19 protein-coding genes are annotated in these 18188 nt (G+C 53.9%); 10 read left to right on the top strand and 9 right to left on the bottom strand.

Translation table 11 applies throughout. From position 1 onward, the window contains the following. Positions 1-48: 48 nt before the first annotated feature. A complete protein-coding gene (locus tag Q8A57_RS07435; protein ID WP_305170372.1) occupies positions 49-615 on the top strand; it encodes a gamma carbonic anhydrase family protein in 567 nt (188 codons plus the stop codon). Positions 616-626: 11 nt separating this feature from the next. Here the strand turns inward: Q8A57_RS07435 and Q8A57_RS07430 are convergent, their stop codons facing one another. The 7 genes from Q8A57_RS07430 to Q8A57_RS07400 form a co-directional block, all read right to left on the bottom strand. Beyond that, positions 627-947 carry a rhodanese-like domain-containing protein gene (locus Q8A57_RS07430; RefSeq protein ID WP_305170371.1) on the bottom strand — a complete coding sequence of 107 codons (321 nt, stop codon included), beginning with the start codon at positions 945-947 and terminating at the stop codon, positions 627-629. 15 nt (positions 948-962) lie between these two features. Continuing rightward, on the bottom strand, positions 963-1787 hold the full coding sequence (gene aroE / locus Q8A57_RS07425; protein WP_305170370.1) for a shikimate dehydrogenase: 825 nt from the start codon (positions 1785-1787) through the stop codon (positions 963-965). An 11-nt stretch (positions 1788-1798) separates the two neighbouring features. Further along, positions 1799-2701 carry an oxygen-dependent coproporphyrinogen oxidase gene (hemF, locus tag Q8A57_RS07420; RefSeq protein ID WP_305170369.1) on the bottom strand — a complete coding sequence of 301 codons (903 nt, stop codon included), beginning with the start codon at positions 2699-2701 and terminating at the stop codon, positions 1799-1801. Between the two features lie 100 nt (positions 2702-2801). Then, positions 2802-3365 (bottom strand): L-threonylcarbamoyladenylate synthase, encoded by a 564-nt coding sequence (locus tag Q8A57_RS07415; RefSeq protein WP_305170368.1) that lies wholly within the window; start codon positions 3363-3365, stop codon positions 2802-2804. Positions 3366-3382: 17 nt separating this feature from the next. Further along, on the bottom strand, positions 3383-3889 hold the full coding sequence (purE, locus tag Q8A57_RS07410; RefSeq protein WP_305170367.1) for a 5-(carboxyamino)imidazole ribonucleotide mutase: 507 nt from the start codon (positions 3887-3889) through the stop codon (positions 3383-3385). 131 nt (positions 3890-4020) lie between these two features. Then, the gene (dprA, locus tag Q8A57_RS07405) at positions 4021-5118 is read right to left on the bottom strand and encodes a DNA-processing protein DprA (protein ID WP_305170366.1); all 1098 of its coding nucleotides are present in this window, start codon (positions 5116-5118) and stop codon (positions 4021-4023) included. Between the two features lie 88 nt (positions 5119-5206). Further along, on the bottom strand, positions 5207-6223 hold the full coding sequence (locus Q8A57_RS07400) for a LysM peptidoglycan-binding domain-containing protein (RefSeq protein ID WP_305170365.1): 1017 nt from the start codon (positions 6221-6223) through the stop codon (positions 5207-5209). 136 nt (positions 6224-6359) lie between these two features. Here Q8A57_RS07400 and def point away from each other — a divergent pair, with 136 nt between their 5' ends. The 9 genes from def to Q8A57_RS07355 all read left to right on the top strand — a co-directional run bounded on the left by def (position 6360) and on the right by Q8A57_RS07355 (position 14831). Beyond that, positions 6360-6866: a peptide deformylase gene (def, locus tag Q8A57_RS07395; protein ID WP_305170548.1), complete on the top strand. Its 507-nt coding sequence runs from the start codon at positions 6360-6362 to the stop codon at positions 6864-6866. Between the two features lie 27 nt (positions 6867-6893). Further along, positions 6894-7838 carry a methionyl-tRNA formyltransferase gene (fmt, locus tag Q8A57_RS07390; protein WP_305170364.1) on the top strand — a complete coding sequence of 315 codons (945 nt, stop codon included), beginning with the start codon at positions 6894-6896 and terminating at the stop codon, positions 7836-7838. After that, positions 7835-9139, top strand: a complete 1305-nt coding sequence (gene rsmB, locus Q8A57_RS07385) for a 16S rRNA (cytosine(967)-C(5))-methyltransferase RsmB (protein WP_305170363.1) — start codon at positions 7835-7837, stop codon at positions 9137-9139. The genes fmt and rsmB overlap by 4 nt, the downstream gene beginning before the upstream one ends. 64 nt (positions 9140-9203) lie before the next feature. Continuing rightward, complete coding sequence (trkA, locus tag Q8A57_RS07380) at positions 9204-10586, top strand: Trk system potassium transporter TrkA (protein WP_305170362.1); 1383 nt, start codon at positions 9204-9206, stop codon at positions 10584-10586. 17 nt (positions 10587-10603) lie between these two features. Then, positions 10604-12052: a TrkH family potassium uptake protein gene (locus tag Q8A57_RS07375; protein ID WP_305170360.1), complete on the top strand. Its 1449-nt coding sequence runs from the start codon at positions 10604-10606 to the stop codon at positions 12050-12052. Between the two features lie 51 nt (positions 12053-12103). Beyond that, a complete protein-coding gene (locus Q8A57_RS07370) occupies positions 12104-12415 on the top strand; it encodes a tetratricopeptide repeat protein (RefSeq protein ID WP_305170359.1) in 312 nt (103 codons plus the stop codon). 35 nt (positions 12416-12450) lie between these two features. After that, entirely contained in the window at positions 12451-12873 is a 423-nt protein-coding gene (locus Q8A57_RS07365; protein ID WP_305170358.1) for an ATP-dependent zinc protease family protein, read from the top strand. Then, positions 12873-13778 (top strand): 30S ribosomal protein S6--L-glutamate ligase, encoded by a 906-nt coding sequence (gene rimK / locus Q8A57_RS07360; protein WP_305170357.1) that lies wholly within the window; start codon positions 12873-12875, stop codon positions 13776-13778. The genes Q8A57_RS07365 and rimK overlap by 1 nt, the downstream gene beginning before the upstream one ends. Before the next feature lie 3 nt (positions 13779-13781). Further along, the gene (locus Q8A57_RS07355; protein WP_305170355.1) at positions 13782-14831 is read left to right on the top strand and encodes a succinylglutamate desuccinylase/aspartoacylase family protein; all 1050 of its coding nucleotides are present in this window, start codon (positions 13782-13784) and stop codon (positions 14829-14831) included. Positions 14832-14854: 23 nt separating this feature from the next. Here the strand turns inward: Q8A57_RS07355 and Q8A57_RS07350 are convergent, their stop codons facing one another. Further along, positions 14855-15952, bottom strand: coding sequence for a TRAP transporter substrate-binding protein (locus Q8A57_RS07350; RefSeq protein ID WP_305170353.1), 1098 nt, complete (start codon positions 15950-15952; stop codon positions 14855-14857). Positions 15953-15965: 13 nt separating this feature from the next. Beyond that, positions 15966-18134: a DNA helicase II gene (gene uvrD, locus Q8A57_RS07345; RefSeq protein WP_305170352.1), complete on the bottom strand. Its 2169-nt coding sequence runs from the start codon at positions 18132-18134 to the stop codon at positions 15966-15968. Positions 18135-18188: the final 54 nt, after the last annotated feature.

The following is an 18188-nucleotide window of genomic DNA, read 5'->3' as shown; positions in this document are numbered from 1 at the left end:
GGGCGTTATTATAACTTCATATCAACAGCAACTTTGCGAGAAAATAGTATGACCGACAACATTCGCCCTCATAAAGACATCACCCCAACACTGGGAGCCCGCGTCTATGTGGACCCGGCCGCCACGGTGATAGGCGATGTCACCCTGGGCGATGATGTGTCCGTATGGCCCGGTGCCGTGATTCGCGGTGATATGCACCGTATCACTATTGGCAATCGCTCCAATGTACAGGACACGGCCGTTCTTCACATCACCCACGCCAGCCACTTCAATCCAGGCGGCTGGCCCCTGACCATCGGTGATGATGTCATTGTTGGACACGGCGCGATTCTTCACGGATGCACCCTGGGGAATCGTATTCTGGTTGGGAATGGTGCCATCGTGAATGATGGCGCTATCGTCGAGGACGAAGTCATTATTGGTGCGGGTACCGTTGTACCGCCGGGGAAACGCCTTGAGAGCGGCAACCTTTACGTGGGCAACCCCTGCAGATTATTAAGGGCCGTCAGCGACAAGGAGCGGGAGTTTTTCACTTATTCACCCGGCAATTACGTCAAACTGAAAGATCAGTATCTGGCAGAGGCCTCCGGTGACTGGCGCAACGACGCCGAATAAACCCTTCTGGTTTACTGGCTATTGATTAGCTCGTTGTAACCACCCTCGTTGCTGACCTTGGTATAGCCCATATTTTCCAGGGTCTGCAACGCTATACCCGCGCGACGACCGCTGCCGCAATACAGCCTGATAGGCTGATTTTTATCTGGCGCGAGACTGTTAATGGCATAGCCGATTTCAGTGTGGATAACATTGATTGCCCCAGGCAAATGACCTTGTTCATACTCGGTTGCCGATCGCACATCGATCCACAAGCCTTCAGATGCATTCGCTGCCAAACTTAGCCACTGACAACAGATCGCCGCAGCTACTACTTTCAGAATATGCTTCATCACCGATCCACTCCCTTACGTCAGGTTGTCCCTTAATTCCGATATCACCAGTTTAGTCTCCGGTTTGACCCCACGCCAGAGCTTGAAGGATTCCGCCGCTTGCTCAACCAGCATACCCAGGCCATCGGACACGGCTCGCGCCCCATGCTGCCGTGCCCAGACGAGAAAAGGCGTGGGTTGCGCCGCATACATCAGGTCGTAACAGTGACCATCGGCGGTGAGCAAATCATTTGGCAGGGGTGGCACTTCTCCTGCCAGGCTGGCGCTGGTGCCATTGATGACCAGGTCAAATTGCTGCCCTTCCAGCATGTCAAAACCACAGCCCAGCAGGTAACCCATTTCAGCAAAGCCCTTGGCCAGCTGTAGAGCTTTGTCGATGGTACGATTGGCAATCACCACATGCTGTGGCAGTTGCTCCAAGAGGGGTTCGAGTACACCGCGTACGGCACCACCGGCACCCAGCACCAGTACTTTCTTGCCACGAATCTGCCAGCCAAGGTTTTCCAGAAGGTCCTGCACCATCCCAACACCGTCAGTGTTGTCCCCGAGAATTGTGCCGTCATCCTGTAACGCCAGAGTGTTTACAGCACCGGCATGCCGTGCCCGCGCAGTCAATCGTGCCGCAAAACTGTAGGCTTCCTGTTTGAAGGGCACGGTAATGTTCAAGCCCTTACCACCTGCGGCGAAAAAGGCTTCCGCAGCCTCACTGAAACCATCCAGCGCAACCAGCTGTTTACTGTAGGTCATCGTCTGCCCAGTCTGGGCGGCAAACGCTGCATGAATAGTAGGGGACTTACTTTGCTCAACAGGGTTACCAAAAACTGCGTAGCGATCAGTCATTCTCTTTTCCTTCAAACCCAGTCTCTGGGCTGCAAATAAATCTCATATAGTTCTGCTTCGGGACTGTTCGGTTCCGGTTGCCAGTTGTACTCCCAGCGAACCAGGGGTGGTAGCGACATCAGGATAGACTCGGTACGGCCGCCGGTCTGCAAGCCGAATAACGTGCCCCGATCATAGACTAGGTTGAACTCTACATAGCGCCCTCGACGGTAGAGCTGAAATTCTCTTTCACGCTCTCCCCAGGTAGCACCCTTGCGACGCTGAACGATGGGTCGGTAAGCATCCAGATAGCTGTCTCCCACCGCACGCATCAGGGCAAAGCTTTGCTCAAAGCCGGGCTCATTGAAATCATCAAAAAACAGGCCACCAACTCCACGCGGCTCACTGCGGTGTTTAAGATAAAAGTAATCGTCACACCATTGTTTGAAGCGAGGATAAATTTCTTCACCAAAGGGTTCACAGGCTGCCTTGGCCGTTCTGTGCCAATGCTGGCAGTCCTCCTGGTTGCCGTAGTAAGGAGTCAGGTCATAGCCGCCGCCAAACCACCAGACGGGTTGTTCTCCCTCTTTTTCGGCGATAAAAAAACGTACGTTGGCATGCGAGGTCGGCACGTAGGGATTTTCCGGGTGCATCACCAGGGAAACACCCATGGCCTCAAAGGAGCGTCCGGCCAGTTCCGGCCGCGCCGCTGTAGCTGACGGGGGGAGCTGGTTGCCGTGCACATGGGAGAAATTTACACCTCCTTTCTCAAACACCGCGCCGCCAGTAATCACCCGGCTGCGACCGCCACCCCCTTCCTCACGAACCCAGCTGTCTTCCTGAAAACAACTGCCGCCATCTTCTGCCTGCAAACCCTCGCAAATGCGATTCTGCAATTCAAGCAGGTAATTTTTAACGGCTAGCTTGTCGGTCATGGTTTTTACTCGCTGGACATCAATGCAGGATGCGCAAGTTTGCTTTGCCAGGACGGCAATGACAACCGCAACACTCTGAAAAAAGGATAAAGCAGGTACATCAACCGGTGCGGATCGTCTCACCGGTTAACAGGTTGATAATTGGCGTTGGTTTTTGCATACCACCGAGAGGGCCAGGCACCACAGCATCAAGCAGAGAATGAAAATACAGCTCGACCTTGAGCCGGGACGTTGCGGGTGGACGACCATGGGGATTCGCGGAAGTAGAGATCAACGGCCCACCATATTTCTGGCAAAGGGCCGCGGCAATCGGGTGGCTGGTCACCCGCAGCGCCAACGTCTCACGTCCCCCGGTAACCCAGCAGGGAGCAGCTCCATTGTTGGGTACCAGCCAAGTCTGCGGCCCGGGCCAACTGTCTTCAAGTCTCTGCAGGTAAGGTGTAGGCAGGCCGCTTAAAAACGGCTCAAACTGGGAAATATTTGAAGCAATCATGATCAGCCCCATATCCTGGCGCCGATGTTTCATGGCAAGGATACGGTGAACGGCTGACTGATCCAGAGGGTCACAACCAAGACCCCAAACTGCCTCCGTGGGGTAGGCAATAACCCCACCATTGCGCAAGGCTTTTACAGCCCCGGCAATGTGCAGGGTTGGGAGGAGCATGGGATTCAAATTGCCGGTCAAGCGTTGTTCAGCTTTTCCTGTAACGCGGCATCTTTATCTAGGATGGCCTGGGCATTGGCGGCACGCTCTTCAACCAGCTTGCGATGCAGCTCACTGTCACTGACACCGATAATCTGTGCTGCCAGATAAGCGGCATTCTTAGCGCCAGCTTTGCCAATGGCTACGGTGGCCACGGGAATACCACCGGGCATTTGCACCGTGGAGAGGAGGGCATCCAATCCATCCAGGGAAGAATTGATGGGCACGCCAATAACCGGTTTCAGTGTGTTGGCAGAAACGGCTCCCGCCAGGTGCGCCGCCATGCCGGCCGCACAGATGAATGCGGCGCAACCACGCTGGTCTGCGCCCTGCACATAGCTGTGTGTGGCCTCAGGTGTGCGGTGTGCAGACAGCACCTTCACTTCGAACGGAACGTCAAATTTCTTCAGTATTTCAAAACTGGCTTCCATGGTCGGCAAGTCAGAATCAGAACCCATAAGAATAGCAACAAAGGGCTTGCTCATTTTTTACTCCCTTTTGAAAAGCAGCGCAGGCTACCGGAACAAACCGGCTTTCGCAACCGAAAAAATAGCGATAACAGATTGGTTTTGTTACTAAAATCCGTCTGCCGGTCATTTTATGGACAGCTTGGAAATCATTCCAGTCGCTGAAATGAACCGTTGATGGAAACAACTTTTCCATCCAATTCCAATAACATCAGCATTTGCATCACATGCTTGGCAGGCATTCCGGTCGATATCACCAGACTATCCACGTCCACAGGATCAAACCCCATGGCGGATAACAGCCTCTTCTCCTCGCCCGAACATTCGGGCGCCGTCGTGACGACCGTTTCAGCATAATATTCAAGCATGCCGCCCAACTGTTCGACAACCTCCTGTGGTGATTCCACCAGTGTCGCCCCCTGCTTGATGAGAAGGTGGCTTCCCCTGCTCATGGGATTGTGGATGGATCCAGGAATGGCAAAGACTTCCCGATTCTGTTCCAGAGCATATCGAGCCGTGATTAACGAACCACTTTTTAGCGCCGCCTCAACGACCAGCACGCCGGAACTCAACCCACTGATCAAGCGATTGCGGCGAGGAAAATGCGATGGCAGGGGTGAGGTTCCCGGTAAAAATTCACTGACCACAACACCACCACCCTCAAGAATACGCTGATAAATATCCTGGTGCTGTCTCGGGTAAACCACATCCACACCAGCCCCCAATACCGCCACTGTTTTTCCACTTTGAAGAGCGCCTCGATGCGCAGCCCCATCGATACCCAATGCCAACCCACTGGTGATCACAAATCCACCGCTGGCCAGATATCGGGAAAAGCTTTCAGCATTCCTGAGGCCCTGGGGTGTTGCATTGCGACTCCCGACCACGGCAATCTGTGGCATCGACAAGCAGGAACTTTCTCCCCGCACAAACAACAGCGGGGGAGGCACGGAGATTTCTCTGAGTAGAGGCGGGTATGTCCCATCAAGGGCCGTAATGCAATTGACCTGATGACGAACGCACCAGTTTAAAACCTCATCGGCGCGATCTTCGAGTTGTGGCAGTTGCGGTCTCAGCTCGGACCATCGCCTGACTGCCTTCTGGTCTGCTATCACACTGGTAATACTTTCGGGCTCGGCCACCACTGCTGATAGTGATACGCCATGCCGCAATAACATCCAGATATCGCTGGCGCGAATGCTTTTGGCCATGGCCAAAATAAGGCAGGCGCTCCTATCCTTATCCATGCTGTTCATCCTTGAACACCTCAATATGCCAAATTTTAATCAAAAAAAACGCCGACTCAATGTCGGCGTTTTCTGAAACCGTTTCCGATCAGGGGTTCTGTACCAAATCGTTCACTGCCAACGGCCGATCAGCGCTCATCACCAGACCATAACTCATTTTTTCGAAGGTTCTGAAAACCATGACCAGACCGGCACGCTCACTGGGCAATGTGATTTGTTCCTTGGCAACGCGATCTTTAACGGTTTCACCACGTTTATGTATCGCTAGAATATTACCGGCCACCAGGCCTTCACGCTCGCCACGGTTGATCGCAACAACATCAAGATGGCCAACTTGGGTAATACCGCCTTCCACTGCCATGATGACGCCCTTTATATCTCCTTCGGGGCTGCTGGGGTAGAAGTTGGACTCCAGGCGGCGCTCTTCGTGAGGTAGCAGACGCTCACCAATGCGAACTTCTTCAACAACACGTGTCGCCTGCAGTGTGGCAATGTCAGCATCTACGGTTTTGACTTTCGCTGAACCGATATCCTGGGCACGAATCCCCAACACCTCTTCAGTTTCCGGGTCGACATACGGCTCACCAATACGGTAAAGGCCATAGGCCGGTGTTTCATCAAATTCACCCCGGGCATAGAACGTGTCATTGAAGCCGGTAAGAATGCGCTTTTCATAGCCCGCCACAACATAGGGTGAGCCCTCAATTTCATCTTCAGTCACCACTCGGTTGCGCGACAGGAAATTATTAATCACATCCAGAGGCAGTGTAGGAATTGCTGCTTCATGGGGGAGGACTTTGACATCTGGGGACAACTTCACATCGCGGCTACGCTGCAGAGTCAAGCGGGGACGACCATCAATATAGACAAGGGAAATAATATCGCCCGGATAGATCAGGTGGGGGTTGCGAATCTGGGGGTTAACGTACCAGATTTCCGGCCACAGCCAAGGGTCGCGAAGATAAAGCTCGGAGATATCCCAAAGTGTATCGCCTTTTTTGACTGTGTATTTGTCGGGCACATTGTCATTAAAGGGTGCTTCAGCAGCGATTACTGCCATGGTAATAGCGCATGCTGCTATTACTCCCAACAATGTTTTTTTCATCTTCTGGCCGTCCTGTGTGCTATATCCCGATTGTGTGTATACTTCCCACCCGGCGGTATTCTGTGAAAAATACCCTACCATTGGCCCTATGTTAGCAGTGGTTTACGCCAGATTGCTAGAAACCCGTCACAAACAAATGTCATTACTTACCATACTTGAATTCCCCGATCCCCGCCTGCGAACAACAGCAAAAGCAGTCGACGATATTAATGATGGAATTCGTTCTCTTGTGGATGACATGCTCGAGACCATGTACCACGCTCAGGGGATAGGCCTGGCTGCCACACAGGTAAATGTCCATCAGCGAGTCATTGTCATGGATCTGTCGGAAGCTGGCGACCAGCCCATGGTATTAATCAATCCTCAAATTGAGGTGCTCGGTGACGAGACATGCCCCCACCAGGAGGGTTGTCTGTCTGTACCAGGCTTCTACGAGACCGTGCAGCGCCCAGAGCATATTCGTGTTACTGCGCTGGATCGTGATGGCAACGCCTTTGAGCTTCTGCCGGACGGGCTGTTAGCTGTCTGTATCCAGCACGAGATTGATCACCTGGACGGCAAACTTTTTGTGGATTACCTGTCGCCGGTCAAGCGGCAACGAATCCGCACGAAACTTGAAAAACTGAGCCGCCACGCCGACTAGCTTCTGGCTGGCGCTGAGGATAATCCATTGCGCGTTATTTTTGCTGGCACACCAGAGTTTGCTGCCATTCATCTAGAGGCACTGATCGCTGCCACGGAGATTGAAGTGGTTGCCGTCTATACCCAGCCCGATCGCCCGGCAGGCCGTGGCAAAAAACTCACCGCCAGCCCGGTCAAGCAATTGGCTGATAAGCATCAATTGCCTGTTGAGCAGCCACAAAGCCTGAAAAACATCGATGCCCAGACTCAACTGGCCAGTTACCAGGCAGACATCATGGTCGTGGTGGCCTACGGGCTACTCCTCCCCAAAGAAGTGCTGAAAACTCCAAGATTAGGGTGCATCAACGTGCACGCCTCCCTATTACCTCGCTGGCGCGGCGCGGCACCCATTCAGCGCGCTATTGAGGCAGGTGATACTGAAACCGGTGTGACCATCATGCAAATGGATGTTGGACTGGATACCGGCGACATGCTGCTTAAGGCTCACTGCACCATCGAAGCCGACGACACTGCTGCTACCTTGCATGACAAGCTGGCAGGAATAGGGCCATCTGCTCTGTTAAGTTGCCTGAGAGAACTTGTCCACGGCACAGCAGTAGCAGAAAAACAGGATAACAGCCTGAGCAACTACGCACCCAAAATCAGCAAGGAAGAAGCGCTGCTAAACTGGTCTGATACCGCCACCGAGCTCGACCGAAAAATTCGTGCACTCAACCCGTTCCCCGTTTGTTATACCTCCTTGTCCGGCGAGCGTATCAAGATCTGGCGCGCCATCCCTGAAACAGAAAACATACCGGCAGCAGTTCCTGGCACCATCAACCATGCTGATCGTGAAGGCATATGGGTTCAGACCGGCAATGGTCAACTGCGCATCACACACCTGCAATTGCCCGGGAAAAAACCGTTGCAGGTTGCTGACGTTCTCAATGCCTACGGGGAAATGTTTGCGCCCGGCAAGGTTCTCGGCCAGTGAACGTTCGGGTGGCTGCCGCCAAAATTATCTCCGCCATCCTCCGTGATGACGGATCACTGAGCAGCCTGCTGCCCAACTACCTGGGAAAAGTCTCGGAAAGAGACCGCGGCCTGTTACAGCAGCTCTGTTACGGCACACTGCGTTTCTATCCACGCCTTGAGCTCTATCTCGGAGAACTGCTGGCAAAACCGTTCAAGTCCAAAGATCTGGATATTGAGGCGACCCTGGCCTGCTCTCTATACCAACTGTTGGAAACACGCATACCCCCCCACGCCGCTGTCAACGAAGCTGTTGCCACAGCAGCGGCACTGAAGAAAAACTGGGCAAAAGGGCTAATCAATGCCGTGCTTCGACGCTTTTTGCGTGAGCAGGATGCCCTGTCTGAAAAGCTCGCCAGCAACCCGGTCTTTAGCAGCGCCCACCCAAAGTGGCTGCTGAATGTACTGGATAAAGCTTGGCCAGGGGAGCTCGATAATCTGGTCAACGCCAATAATCTTCAGCCCCCCATGACTCTGCGGGTCAACCTCAGCCATGACAGCCGCGACCAGTACCTAGCTCGGCTCCTGGCAGCGGGTATTGATGCCACACCGACACCGTTCAGTCAGACCGGCCTGACACTGCACCAACCCTGTGATGTCTCTGCCCTGCCCGGCTTCGCCGCTGGCGATGTCAGCGTACAGGACGAAGCGGCACAGTTGGCGGCGTTAGCACTGTCAGTTGCCCCCGGACAACACATACTGGATAGCTGCTGTGCACCCGGAGGAAAAACTGGCCACATACTGGAGTGCCTCTCCAACGGTGGCGACGTGGTAGCACTCGACCTCTCCGCACAGCGATTGCAGCGGGTGGAGGAAAACCTGGAGCGACTGGGCCTGCATGCTGCACTTATTGCTGCGGACGCCTTGGATACAAACGCCTGGTGGGATGGTCGCCCCTTTGACCGGATACTGCTGGACGCCCCCTGTTCCGCCACCGGTGTTATCCGCCGCCATCCGGACGTGAAACTACTGCGTGCTCCCAAGGATATTGCTAAGCTTGCGGAATTGCAGTTAGCCCTGCTTAACGCCCTGTGGCCGCTGCTATCAGAGAATGGCATCTTGCTCTACGCCACCTGCTCGGTACTGCCTATGGAAAACGATGATGTAATCACGGCTTTTATCCGCGATGCCGATGATGTCATAGTTGAACCTGTTCCCACTGAGGCAGGAATGGAAACCCCTGTCGGCAGACAACTGCTCCCACAGCCTGGCGGTCATGATGGTTTTTACTTTTCACGACTGAAAAAACAAGCTAAAGCTTAATGATGATGACCCTGACCCGTCGGGGGCAGAAGTGCTACTAACCAACTGAGAATACAAGTCAGCTATGAAAATTGTCATCACAGGGGCCGGACAGGTAGGGGCCACACTGGCAGAACACCTGGCCAGTGAAGCTAACGATATTTCGGTCATAGACCTTGATGAACGGCGCCTGCGGGAACTCCAGGATCGACTGGATATTCGTACCGTACAGGGCATGGCATCTCACCCGGATGTACTATTGCGTGCAGGCATTGAAGATGCCGACATGCTGGTGGCGGTCACCAACAGTGATGAAATAAACATGGTCGCCTGCCAGGTCGCCTACTCCCTATTCCGCACCCCCACCAAGATCGCCCGCATACGCAACCGCGCCTACACCTCTGGAAAACTGAGTGAACGCCTGTTTGGCGAGAACAATTTTCCGGTGGATCATCTGATTACTCCTGAGCAGGTGGTCACCGACTATATTTACCGCCTGGTTGAACAGCCGGGTGCGCTTCAAGTACTGGATTTTGCAGACGGACTCGCTCAGCTGGTTGCGGTTCGGGCCGTTAAAGGCGGCCCCCTGGTAGGCCAGGAGCTGCGTTTTCTCAAACAACACATGCCCAATGTGGAGGCGCGCGTAGCTGCCATTTTCCGGCGCGACCGCCCGATTTTCCCCGAAGGGAATACACTGATCGAGGAGGATGACGAGGTTTTCTTCATCGCCGCCAAGAAAAATATTCGCAAGGTGATGGGAGAATTGCGACGCCTCGAAAAACCCTACAACCGGCTGGTGATTGCCGGGGGTGGCAATATCGGTTATCGCCTGGCAAAAGCCCTTGAAGATCGCTACAACATCAAGATCATCGAATTTTCACCGACCCGCTGCGAATATATCTCTGAACGCCTGAATAAAACCGTAGTTTTGAATGGCTCCGCCACCGATCAGGATCTATTGCTGGAAGAAAACATCGAGAAAACTGATGTCTTCCTGGCGCTCACCAACGACGATGAAGTGAATATCATGGCCTCCCTGCTGGCCAAGCGTTTGGGAGCGGCCAAGGTCATGACGCTGATCAATAACCCGGTGTACGCCGATCTGGTGCAGGGTGGTGAAATCGACATCGCTATTTCCCCGCAGCAGGCAACCACCAGCACCCTGCTTGGCCATGTGCGACGCGGTGATACCGTATCCGCCCACTCTCTGCGGCGCGGCGCAGCTGAAGCCATGGAAATTATTGTTCATGGCGACAGTAAAACATCCAAGGTGGTGAGTCGCGCCATTGAAGAGATCAAATCGCCGCCGGGAGTCACGCTGGCAGCCCTGGTAAGGAATGGCGAAGTACTGATCGCCCACCACGACACCGTGGTGGAAAACAATGACCACGCCATTGTTTTTGTGGTGGATAAGCGCCGAACCCGGGAAGTTGAAAAACTGTTCTCTGTCGGCTTTACCTTTTTCTAGGGGCCTGGTTTACAGCGATGCAATTTCGGATTATTTCAAAAGTACTCGGGCTGATGATGATGATCTTCAGCCTGACGCTGTTGACACCCATCGCCATAGCAGCCATCTACGGCGAAAATACCCACCAGGCATTTTTCTTCTCTTTTGCCATCACTTTTTCCCTTGGCATGTTGCTATGGCTTCCTTACAGCCGCATGAAGGGTGATCTTCGCACCAGAGACGGGTTTGTGATCACCACGCTGTTCTGGACAGTCCTCAGCCTGGTGGGCTCCCTGCCATTTATTCTGGTGGACGCCATCCACCTGCATTTTACGGATGCAGTGTTTGAGTCTATTTCCGGCCTCACCACCACCGGGGCGACGGTAATTACCGGGCTGGATTACCTGCCCAAGTCTATTCTCTACTATCGACAACAGCTTCACTGGCTGGGCGGTATTGGAATTGTTGTTATTGCCATTGCGATCATGCCAATGCTGGGCGTCGGTGGTATGCAGCTCTACAAGGCGGAAACCCCGGGCCCGGTCAAAGACAATAAAATGACGCCGCGCATTACCCAAACCGCCAAGGCACTGTTCACCATCTATCTGTCACTGACCATCATTTGTTCTTTCGCCTACTGGTTGGCTGGCATGAACACGTTCGATGCCATCACCCATGCGTTTTCTACCATTGCTACCGGCGGCTTTGCCAATTACGACGCCAGTATTGGCTACTTCAACAGCCCCACCATCATGATGCTGGCTGTCTTTTTCATGATCATCTCCGGCATCAGTTTTGGCCTGCACTACTATGCCTGGGTGAAGGGCAGTGTCCTCCATTACTGGCACAATTCCGAATCAAAGATGTACCTCAACATGATTATTGGCGGCAGCATCATTTGTTGTGGTTACCTGTTTCTGAGCGGATCGCTGTCTTTGACCGACAGCCTGTTACACGGGGTGTTCCAACTGGTCTCCATTATGACCAGCACCGGTTTCGCCACTACCAATTTCAGTAACTGGCCCACCTTCCTACCTGTGTTCCTGATTGTGCTGTCTTTCTTTGGTGCCTGTGCGGGCTCTACTGGCGGCGGCATCAAGGTGGGACGGATGCTGATCCTGGCCAAGCAGTCGCTGCGGGAAATCTATCGGCTAATCCACCCCAGTGCGATTTTTCCCATCAAACTTCGCAACCGCACCGTACCCGAACGGGTTGCAGACAGTGTTTGGGCTTTTTTTGGTATCTATCTGGCCATCTTTTACTTTCTGGTCATGCTGCTGCAGTTTACCGGTCTCGATTACCTCACAGCGTGGTCCTGTACAGCAGCGGCACTCAACAACCTGGGCCCTGGTCTGGGCGATGCTGCCGCTCACTACGGTGAAATTAACAGTACGGCCAAATGGCTGCTTTCAGCGGCGATGATTATCGGCCGCCTTGAAATTTTCACCGTTCTCGTTTTGTTTACACCCATGTTCTGGCGCCGTTAAAGTATTGCCATGGATGAACAAACCCCGCTCATGATCTTTCACTGACCGACCATGGCCCTGATTGAAAATCTGGAGGCCATGCTGGCCCAGGGTAAGGATTCCGCCATGTTACGTTTTGGGCTGGGCAGCGCCTATTTCAATGAGCGCCGTTACGATGAGGCTATCCCCCACCTACGACACTGCCTGACCCTGGACAGCGGCTATACTGCCGCCTACAAATTGCTCGGTCGCTCACTGCAAAAACAGGGGCAGCCTGAAGAGGCTTATGACGTGCTGCAAATCGGTCTGGAAAAAGCGCTGGCTTCCGGTGACAAGCAGATTGAGCGTGAAATTCGGACATTTCTAAAAAAGAATGAAGCGTAGGCTTCACGGTTAACCAATCAATCATCGAGGACAGAATGTCGTTATTAGTTGGATGGCGGGAATGGTTGTCACTGCCTGATTTGGGTATTGCCCGGATCAAGGCCAAGGTAGATACTGGCGCCCGCACCTCCTGCCTGCATGCTCACCGACTAGAACCTTTCACTGAGCGTGGCGCGCCCTGGGTCCAGATTTGGGTACACCCCCTGCAACGTAGTACGCAAAGCCTTTGCTGTGCTGCACCCATTGTGGATGAACGCGTGGTCTCCGATTCCGGAGGACACCGGGAACGTCGCCTGGTCATTCAGACCACAGCGATTCTGGGCACGGAAGAGTGGCCTATTGAAATGACCCTGACCAACAGGGATGCTATGAAATTCAGGATGTTGCTGGGCCGGTCAGCCATGGTTGACCGCTTTACTGTCGATCCCGGCCGATCCTACTGTTGCGGAAAACTTTAATGAGAATTGCCATTCTTTCCCGAAACCCGGATCTCTATTCCACGCGCCGTCTCAAAGAAGCCGCCATGGAAAAGGGACATGAGGTGAAAATCATTGATGTTCTGAAATGCTACATGAACATCAATATTCAAAACCCCAGTATTCATGTCAAGGGGGCCGAACTACCTGCCTTCGATGTGGTGATTCCCCGGATTGGCGCATCGGTGACCACCTATGGCACAGCCGTACTGCGCCAATTTGAAATGATGGGGGTCTACCCACTCAATGAATCCGTGGCCATCACCCGCTCCCGGGACAAGTTGCGCTCCCTGCAGCTGCTTTCTCGCAAGGGCATCGGCCTGCCTGTCACCGGCTACGCCAACAAGCCCAGCGATATCCCCGACCTTATTGATATGGTCGGCGGCCCACCACTGGTCGTTAAATTGCTGGAGGGAACACAGGGCATTGGCGTGGTACTGGCAGAAACCCGCAAAGCGGCGGAAAGCGTCATCGAAGCATTTATGGGATTAAAAGCCGACATTATGGTTCAGGAATATATTGGTGAATCTGGTGGTGCAGATATCCGCTGCTTTGTCATCGGCGACAAGGTAATCGCCGCGATGCAGCGCCAGGCCGCCCCCGGCGAGTTTCGCTCCAACCTCCACCGCGGCGGCACAGCATCACTGGTACGCCTGTCTCCTGCGGAACGGGCCACCGCTGTACGCGCAGCTAAGACCATGGGGCTGAATGTCGCCGGTGTCGATATCCTGCGCTCAAACCATGGGCCATTGGTGATGGAAGTAAATTCTTCGCCGGGTTTGGAGGGTATTGAAACTGCCACCGGCAAGGATGTGGCGGGTGCCATCATTAGTTTTATCGAAAAAAATGCCCGCCAGTCACGAACCAAAACCCGGGGCAGGGGCTAGACAGTGACTGTTGACGCTTTCACCCTGGCGGGAACAACTGTAAAACCCGGTGAAACGCGACTCATTTCCATACCTGCTGCGCGGCTGTATACCGATACGCCTGTGGACCTCCAGGTAGAGGTCATTCACAGCCGTCGTCCAGGTCCGGTTCTATTGGTTTGCGCCGCCATTCACGGCGATGAAATCAATGGCATCGAAATCTGCCGTCGCATAGTTGGTAAGCGTTTACTTAAACGCCTGAAGGGAACTTTACTCATTGTTCCCATTGTTAATATGTTTGGCTTCCTGCAGCAGTCCCGCTATTTACCGGACCGAAGAGACCTTAATCGCTGCTTTCCCGGTTCTCCTCGGGGGACACTGGGCAGTCGTCTGGCGTATCTGATTCATCATGAACTGCTCAGCCACTGCACCCATGTTATCGATCTCCACACTGGTGCCATTCACCGCAAAAACTTGTCCCAGGTGCGGGGCAATCTGGATGATCCAGCCACACTGGGCATGGCCGAGGCCTTTGGCTCCCCGGTGATTATGGATGCCAAAATACGCGATGGCTCTTTGCGAGCTGCCGCCAGTGAGCTGGGTATACCCGCCATCATTTATGAAGCCGGTGAGGCTTTGCGCTTTGATGAGCGCTCGATTCGGGCGGGCGTCAGGGGAATTATTGCCGTGATGCGTCACCTGGCAATGTTGCCGGAAACCAAAAAGGTCACTACTCCTCGCAAGTTGGTGCCGGTCAAGGCGAAACGCAGTTATTGGCTGCGGGCCGAGCGGGATGGCATTGTGAGCACCAAAATAAAGTTGGGGCAGCAGGTCAAGGAGGGGCAGTTGCTGGCTAACCTGGCATCACCTTTTGGTGGTTCCGAGAAGGCGCTTAAGTCCCGAGGTGACGGCATCGTGATTGCCGTCTCACAAATACCTCTGGTGAATGAGGGTGAGGCTCTTTTCCATATTGCAGAATTCAGCACGCTGAGGAAGGCCTCCGACAGTGTTGAGGCCTTTCGCGAGCATTTTGATAATGAGCCGGAACCCGAGAACTTCAAGGAACCCCTTTAATTTGGGGTCGTACTTTACCGAAACTATTTTAGTTCGCGAGCCCGATAGTAAGCCTCTTCTGAAATTTTGTGGTATTGCATAGCTTCTGTCTTGAAGGCTTTCTGTGAGGCATAGACCTTCTTGAACATCGGGTCACTTTCAGCAATCTCGTCCAGGACCTGATCTGTTACACGGTTAAGTTCGGCCAACACATCGTCCGGCAACTGACGCAATTCCACACCATGGGTATTCACCAACTCATTGAGTGCGGCATTGTTACGCGCCGTATAGTCATCGAGCATATCCTGATTTACTGCCCGCGCCGCGGCCTCCACAATTGCCTGCAAGTCAGCGGGTAATGATTCATAGGCGGGTTTGTTAACGATCAATTCCAGCGTTGGACCGGGTTCGTGCCACCCGGGGTAGTAGTAATACTTGGCGACCTGGTGGAAGCCAAATGCCAGGTCATTGTACGGTCCAACCCATTCGGTGGCATCGATCACCCCAGTCTGCATGGAAGTATAAAGCTCGCCGCCGGGGATATTGACCGCCTCGACACCAACCCGGCTCATCACTTCCCCGCCTAAGCCGGGAATACGCATCTTTAGCCCTTTCAAGTCCTCCAGGGAATTGATTTCACGATTGAACCACCCCGCCATCTGGACACCGGTATTCCCTGCGGCCAACGGTACCAGGTTAAAAGGCTCATAGAGTTCGCGCCATAGCTCCATACCCCCGCCATAATGCAGCCAACCGTTCATCTCCTGTGCATTGAGACCAAAGGGCACGCTGGTGAACAACGGCGACGTCGGTGTTTTGCCCTTCCAGTAGTAGGCAGCGCCATGGCCCATTTCCGCCGTGCCCTGGGAGACCGCATCAAACACTTCAAGTGCCGGTACCAGCTGGGTCGCGCCATAAACCTTTACCTTGAGTCGGCCAGCGCTCATTTTGTCCACCATCACGGCAAAATTTTCAGCCGCCATGCCCAGGCCGGGATAATTTTTCGGCCAGGTGGTCACCAGCTTCCATTGATAGGTCTTAGCCTTTTCCACCTGAACGGATGCCTCATCGGCACTTTCTCCGCCACCGCAGGCGGCCAGCAACAAGCAAGCCATTAAAGGTAATACGCGAGTCAGTTTCATTTTGCCTTTTTCCTTAACACAGCGGGGTCAGTTTGGCATAGCTCAACACCAGCCACTTGCTGCCTTCGTTATCAAAATTGACCTGCACCCGGGCATGGGCACCATTGCCTTCAAAGTTTAACACTACTCCCTCGCCGAATACGTGGTGTGTCACCCGCTGGCCGAGTGACAACCCTGTATCCGCGCCACTATCGCTCAGGGATACAGTGGGTTTTTGTGCATAACTGGTCGGACGCTGGACGTGGGTTCGCAAACGAACTTCTTCAATCAAACCTGCGGGAATATCCCGCACAAAACGAGATACCGCGTTGTAACTTTCGGACCCGTACTGCTGACGGGATTCGGCAAAGGTCAGATACAGTTTTTGCATAGCCCGGGTGATGCCTACATAGGCGAGTCTACGCTCTTCCTCCAGGCGCCCTGGCTCTTCCACCGACATGCGGTGGGGAAAGAGGTTTTCTTCCATGCCGGCCAAAATCACCAGCGGGAATTCCAGCCCCTTGGCGGAGTGCAGGGTCATCAGCTGCACCGCATCCGCGCCCGCATCTGCCTGACGGTCACCGGCATCCAGCGCCGCCTGATCAAGAAACTGGGGCAGGGCCGATAACGCTTTGTCTTCCGGCTCAAAGCCCCGGCAAGCAGTGATGAGTTCCTGTAGGTTTTCCACTCGGGATTCCCCACGATCACCCTTCTCACGACGGTGAAAATCAATCAGTCCGCTTCGAGCTATGACGTGATCGGCAATCTCCGCCAGTGGCAATTCGACGACGCCTTCTTCCAGTTCATCAATCAATGCCAGAAAACCGGCGACAGCATTGCTGGCCCTACCGGGCAGTAGGCTTTCATCAACGGCTTTCTGCGCAGCCCGCCACAATGACATGCCCTCGTCCCGAGCCAGCTCTCGCAGGCCCTGCACAGTCTTGTCCCCGATGCCTCGGGTCGGGGTGTTTACCACACGCTCAAACGCGGCATCATCATTTCGATTTACTAGCAAACGGAGATAGGCGAGGGCATTGCGAATTTCCTGTCGCTCGTAGAATTTTTGACCGCCGTAAATGCGGTAAGGAATACCGGCGCGTAACAATGCTTCTTCCAGTACCCGGGACTGGGCGTTGGAGCGATAGAGTATCGCCGCTTCTTCCCTCAGGTTTCCCTGGGATGTCCAGTCCTGTAGACGGTCAGCAATAAAGCGTGCTTCATCGTGCTCGTTAAATGCAGCGTACAATGCGATGGGTTCACCGTCTGGATCGTCAGTCCACAGGTTCTTACCCAGGCGATCAACATTGCGTGAAATGACCGCATTGGCTGCATCGAGGATATTTTTACTGGACCGGTAATTCTGTTCCAGGCGAACAGTCTGGGTATCCGGGTAATCGCGGGAAAAATTAAGGATGTTTTCCACCTTGGCACCGCGCCAACCATAGATCGACTGATCGTCGTCACCTACCGCCATTAACGGTACCTGATTGCCAGCCAACATTCTCAGCCAGGCGTACTGAATGGCGTTGGTGTCCTGAAACTCATCTACCAGCACATGCCGGAAACGCTGCTGATAATGCTGTAGCAGTTCCGGTTGTTGTAACCAGAGTTCATGGGCTCTCAGTAACAATTCACCAAAATCCACCATGCCGCCACGCTCACAGGCTTCCTCGTAAGCGGTGTAGATCTGTTGCATCGTGCGCTGATAGGGGTCCTGTGCAGGCTGAAGGTGCCTTGCACGTAGCCCTTCATCTTTTTGTGCATTGATAAATCCCTGCGCCTGACGGTATGGCCAGCGACTGTCATCTATGCCAAGGGTCTGATAGACCCTTTTCACCAGGCGCAACTGATCATCGGAATCCAGTATCTGAAAATTTTCGGGCAGTCCGGCCTGCTGCCAGTGCATTTTAAGCAGGCGGTGTGCAATGCCATGGAAGGTACCCACCCACATACCCTGCCCGGAATATCCCAGAAGGTCCTCTATGCGCGCGCGCATTTCCCGGGCTGCCTTGTTGGTAAAGGTCACTGCCAGCAGGCTGTAGGGGGAGATCTGTTCCACCTGGATCAACCAGGCAATGCGGTGAACCAACACACGGGTTTTGCCGCTGCCAGCACCCGCCAACACCAGTAAATGCTTTGCTTGGCTGGAAACCGCATCACGTTGTGCAGAGTTCAGGGGATCAAGTATTGCTGTTACATCCATGGCCGAAGATTCTACCAGATGGCCCCTTCGGGCGGTTAAGGAGTTACCGGCGTT

It is taken from the genome of Porticoccus litoralis, from assembly GCF_030676955.1.
Lineage (GTDB): Bacteria > Pseudomonadota > Gammaproteobacteria > Pseudomonadales > Porticoccaceae > Porticoccus > Porticoccus litoralis.
Note: the sequence above shows the minus strand (reverse complement) of the source record. Positions and strands in the feature narration are given on the sequence as shown.

Excerpts from the sequence above, each read along its gene's own strand:
- Q8A57_RS07435 (WP_305170372.1), top strand. The coding sequence starts at position 49 with ATGACCGACAACATTCGCCCTCATAAAGACATCACCCCAACACTGGGA.
- Q8A57_RS07430 (WP_305170371.1), bottom strand. The coding sequence starts at position 947 with ATGAAGCATATTCTGAAAGTAGTAGCTGCGGCGATCTGTTGTCAGTGG.
- aroE (WP_305170370.1), bottom strand. The coding sequence starts at position 1,787 with ATGACTGATCGCTACGCAGTTTTTGGTAACCCTGTTGAGCAAAGTAAG.
- hemF (WP_305170369.1), bottom strand. The coding sequence starts at position 2,701 with ATGACCGACAAGCTAGCCGTTAAAAATTACCTGCTTGAATTGCAGAAT.
- Q8A57_RS07415 (WP_305170368.1), bottom strand. The coding sequence starts at position 3,365 with ATGCTCCTCCCAACCCTGCACATTGCCGGGGCTGTAAAAGCCTTGCGC.
- purE (WP_305170367.1), bottom strand. The coding sequence starts at position 3,889 with ATGAGCAAGCCCTTTGTTGCTATTCTTATGGGTTCTGATTCTGACTTG.
- dprA (WP_305170366.1), bottom strand. The coding sequence starts at position 5,118 with ATGGATAAGGATAGGAGCGCCTGCCTTATTTTGGCCATGGCCAAAAGC.
- Q8A57_RS07400 (WP_305170365.1), bottom strand. The coding sequence starts at position 6,223 with ATGAAAAAAACATTGTTGGGAGTAATAGCAGCATGCGCTATTACCATG.
- def (WP_305170548.1), top strand. The coding sequence starts at position 6,360 with ATGTCATTACTTACCATACTTGAATTCCCCGATCCCCGCCTGCGAACA.
- trkA (WP_305170362.1), top strand. The coding sequence starts at position 9,204 with ATGAAAATTGTCATCACAGGGGCCGGACAGGTAGGGGCCACACTGGCA.
- Q8A57_RS07375 (WP_305170360.1), top strand. The coding sequence starts at position 10,604 with ATGCAATTTCGGATTATTTCAAAAGTACTCGGGCTGATGATGATGATC.
- Q8A57_RS07370 (WP_305170359.1), top strand. The coding sequence starts at position 12,104 with ATGGCCCTGATTGAAAATCTGGAGGCCATGCTGGCCCAGGGTAAGGAT.
- Q8A57_RS07365 (WP_305170358.1), top strand. The coding sequence starts at position 12,451 with ATGTCGTTATTAGTTGGATGGCGGGAATGGTTGTCACTGCCTGATTTG.
- rimK (WP_305170357.1), top strand. The coding sequence starts at position 12,873 with ATGAGAATTGCCATTCTTTCCCGAAACCCGGATCTCTATTCCACGCGC.
- Q8A57_RS07350 (WP_305170353.1), bottom strand. The coding sequence starts at position 15,952 with ATGAAACTGACTCGCGTATTACCTTTAATGGCTTGCTTGTTGCTGGCC.
- uvrD (WP_305170352.1), bottom strand. The coding sequence starts at position 18,134 with ATGGATGTAACAGCAATACTTGATCCCCTGAACTCTGCACAACGTGAT.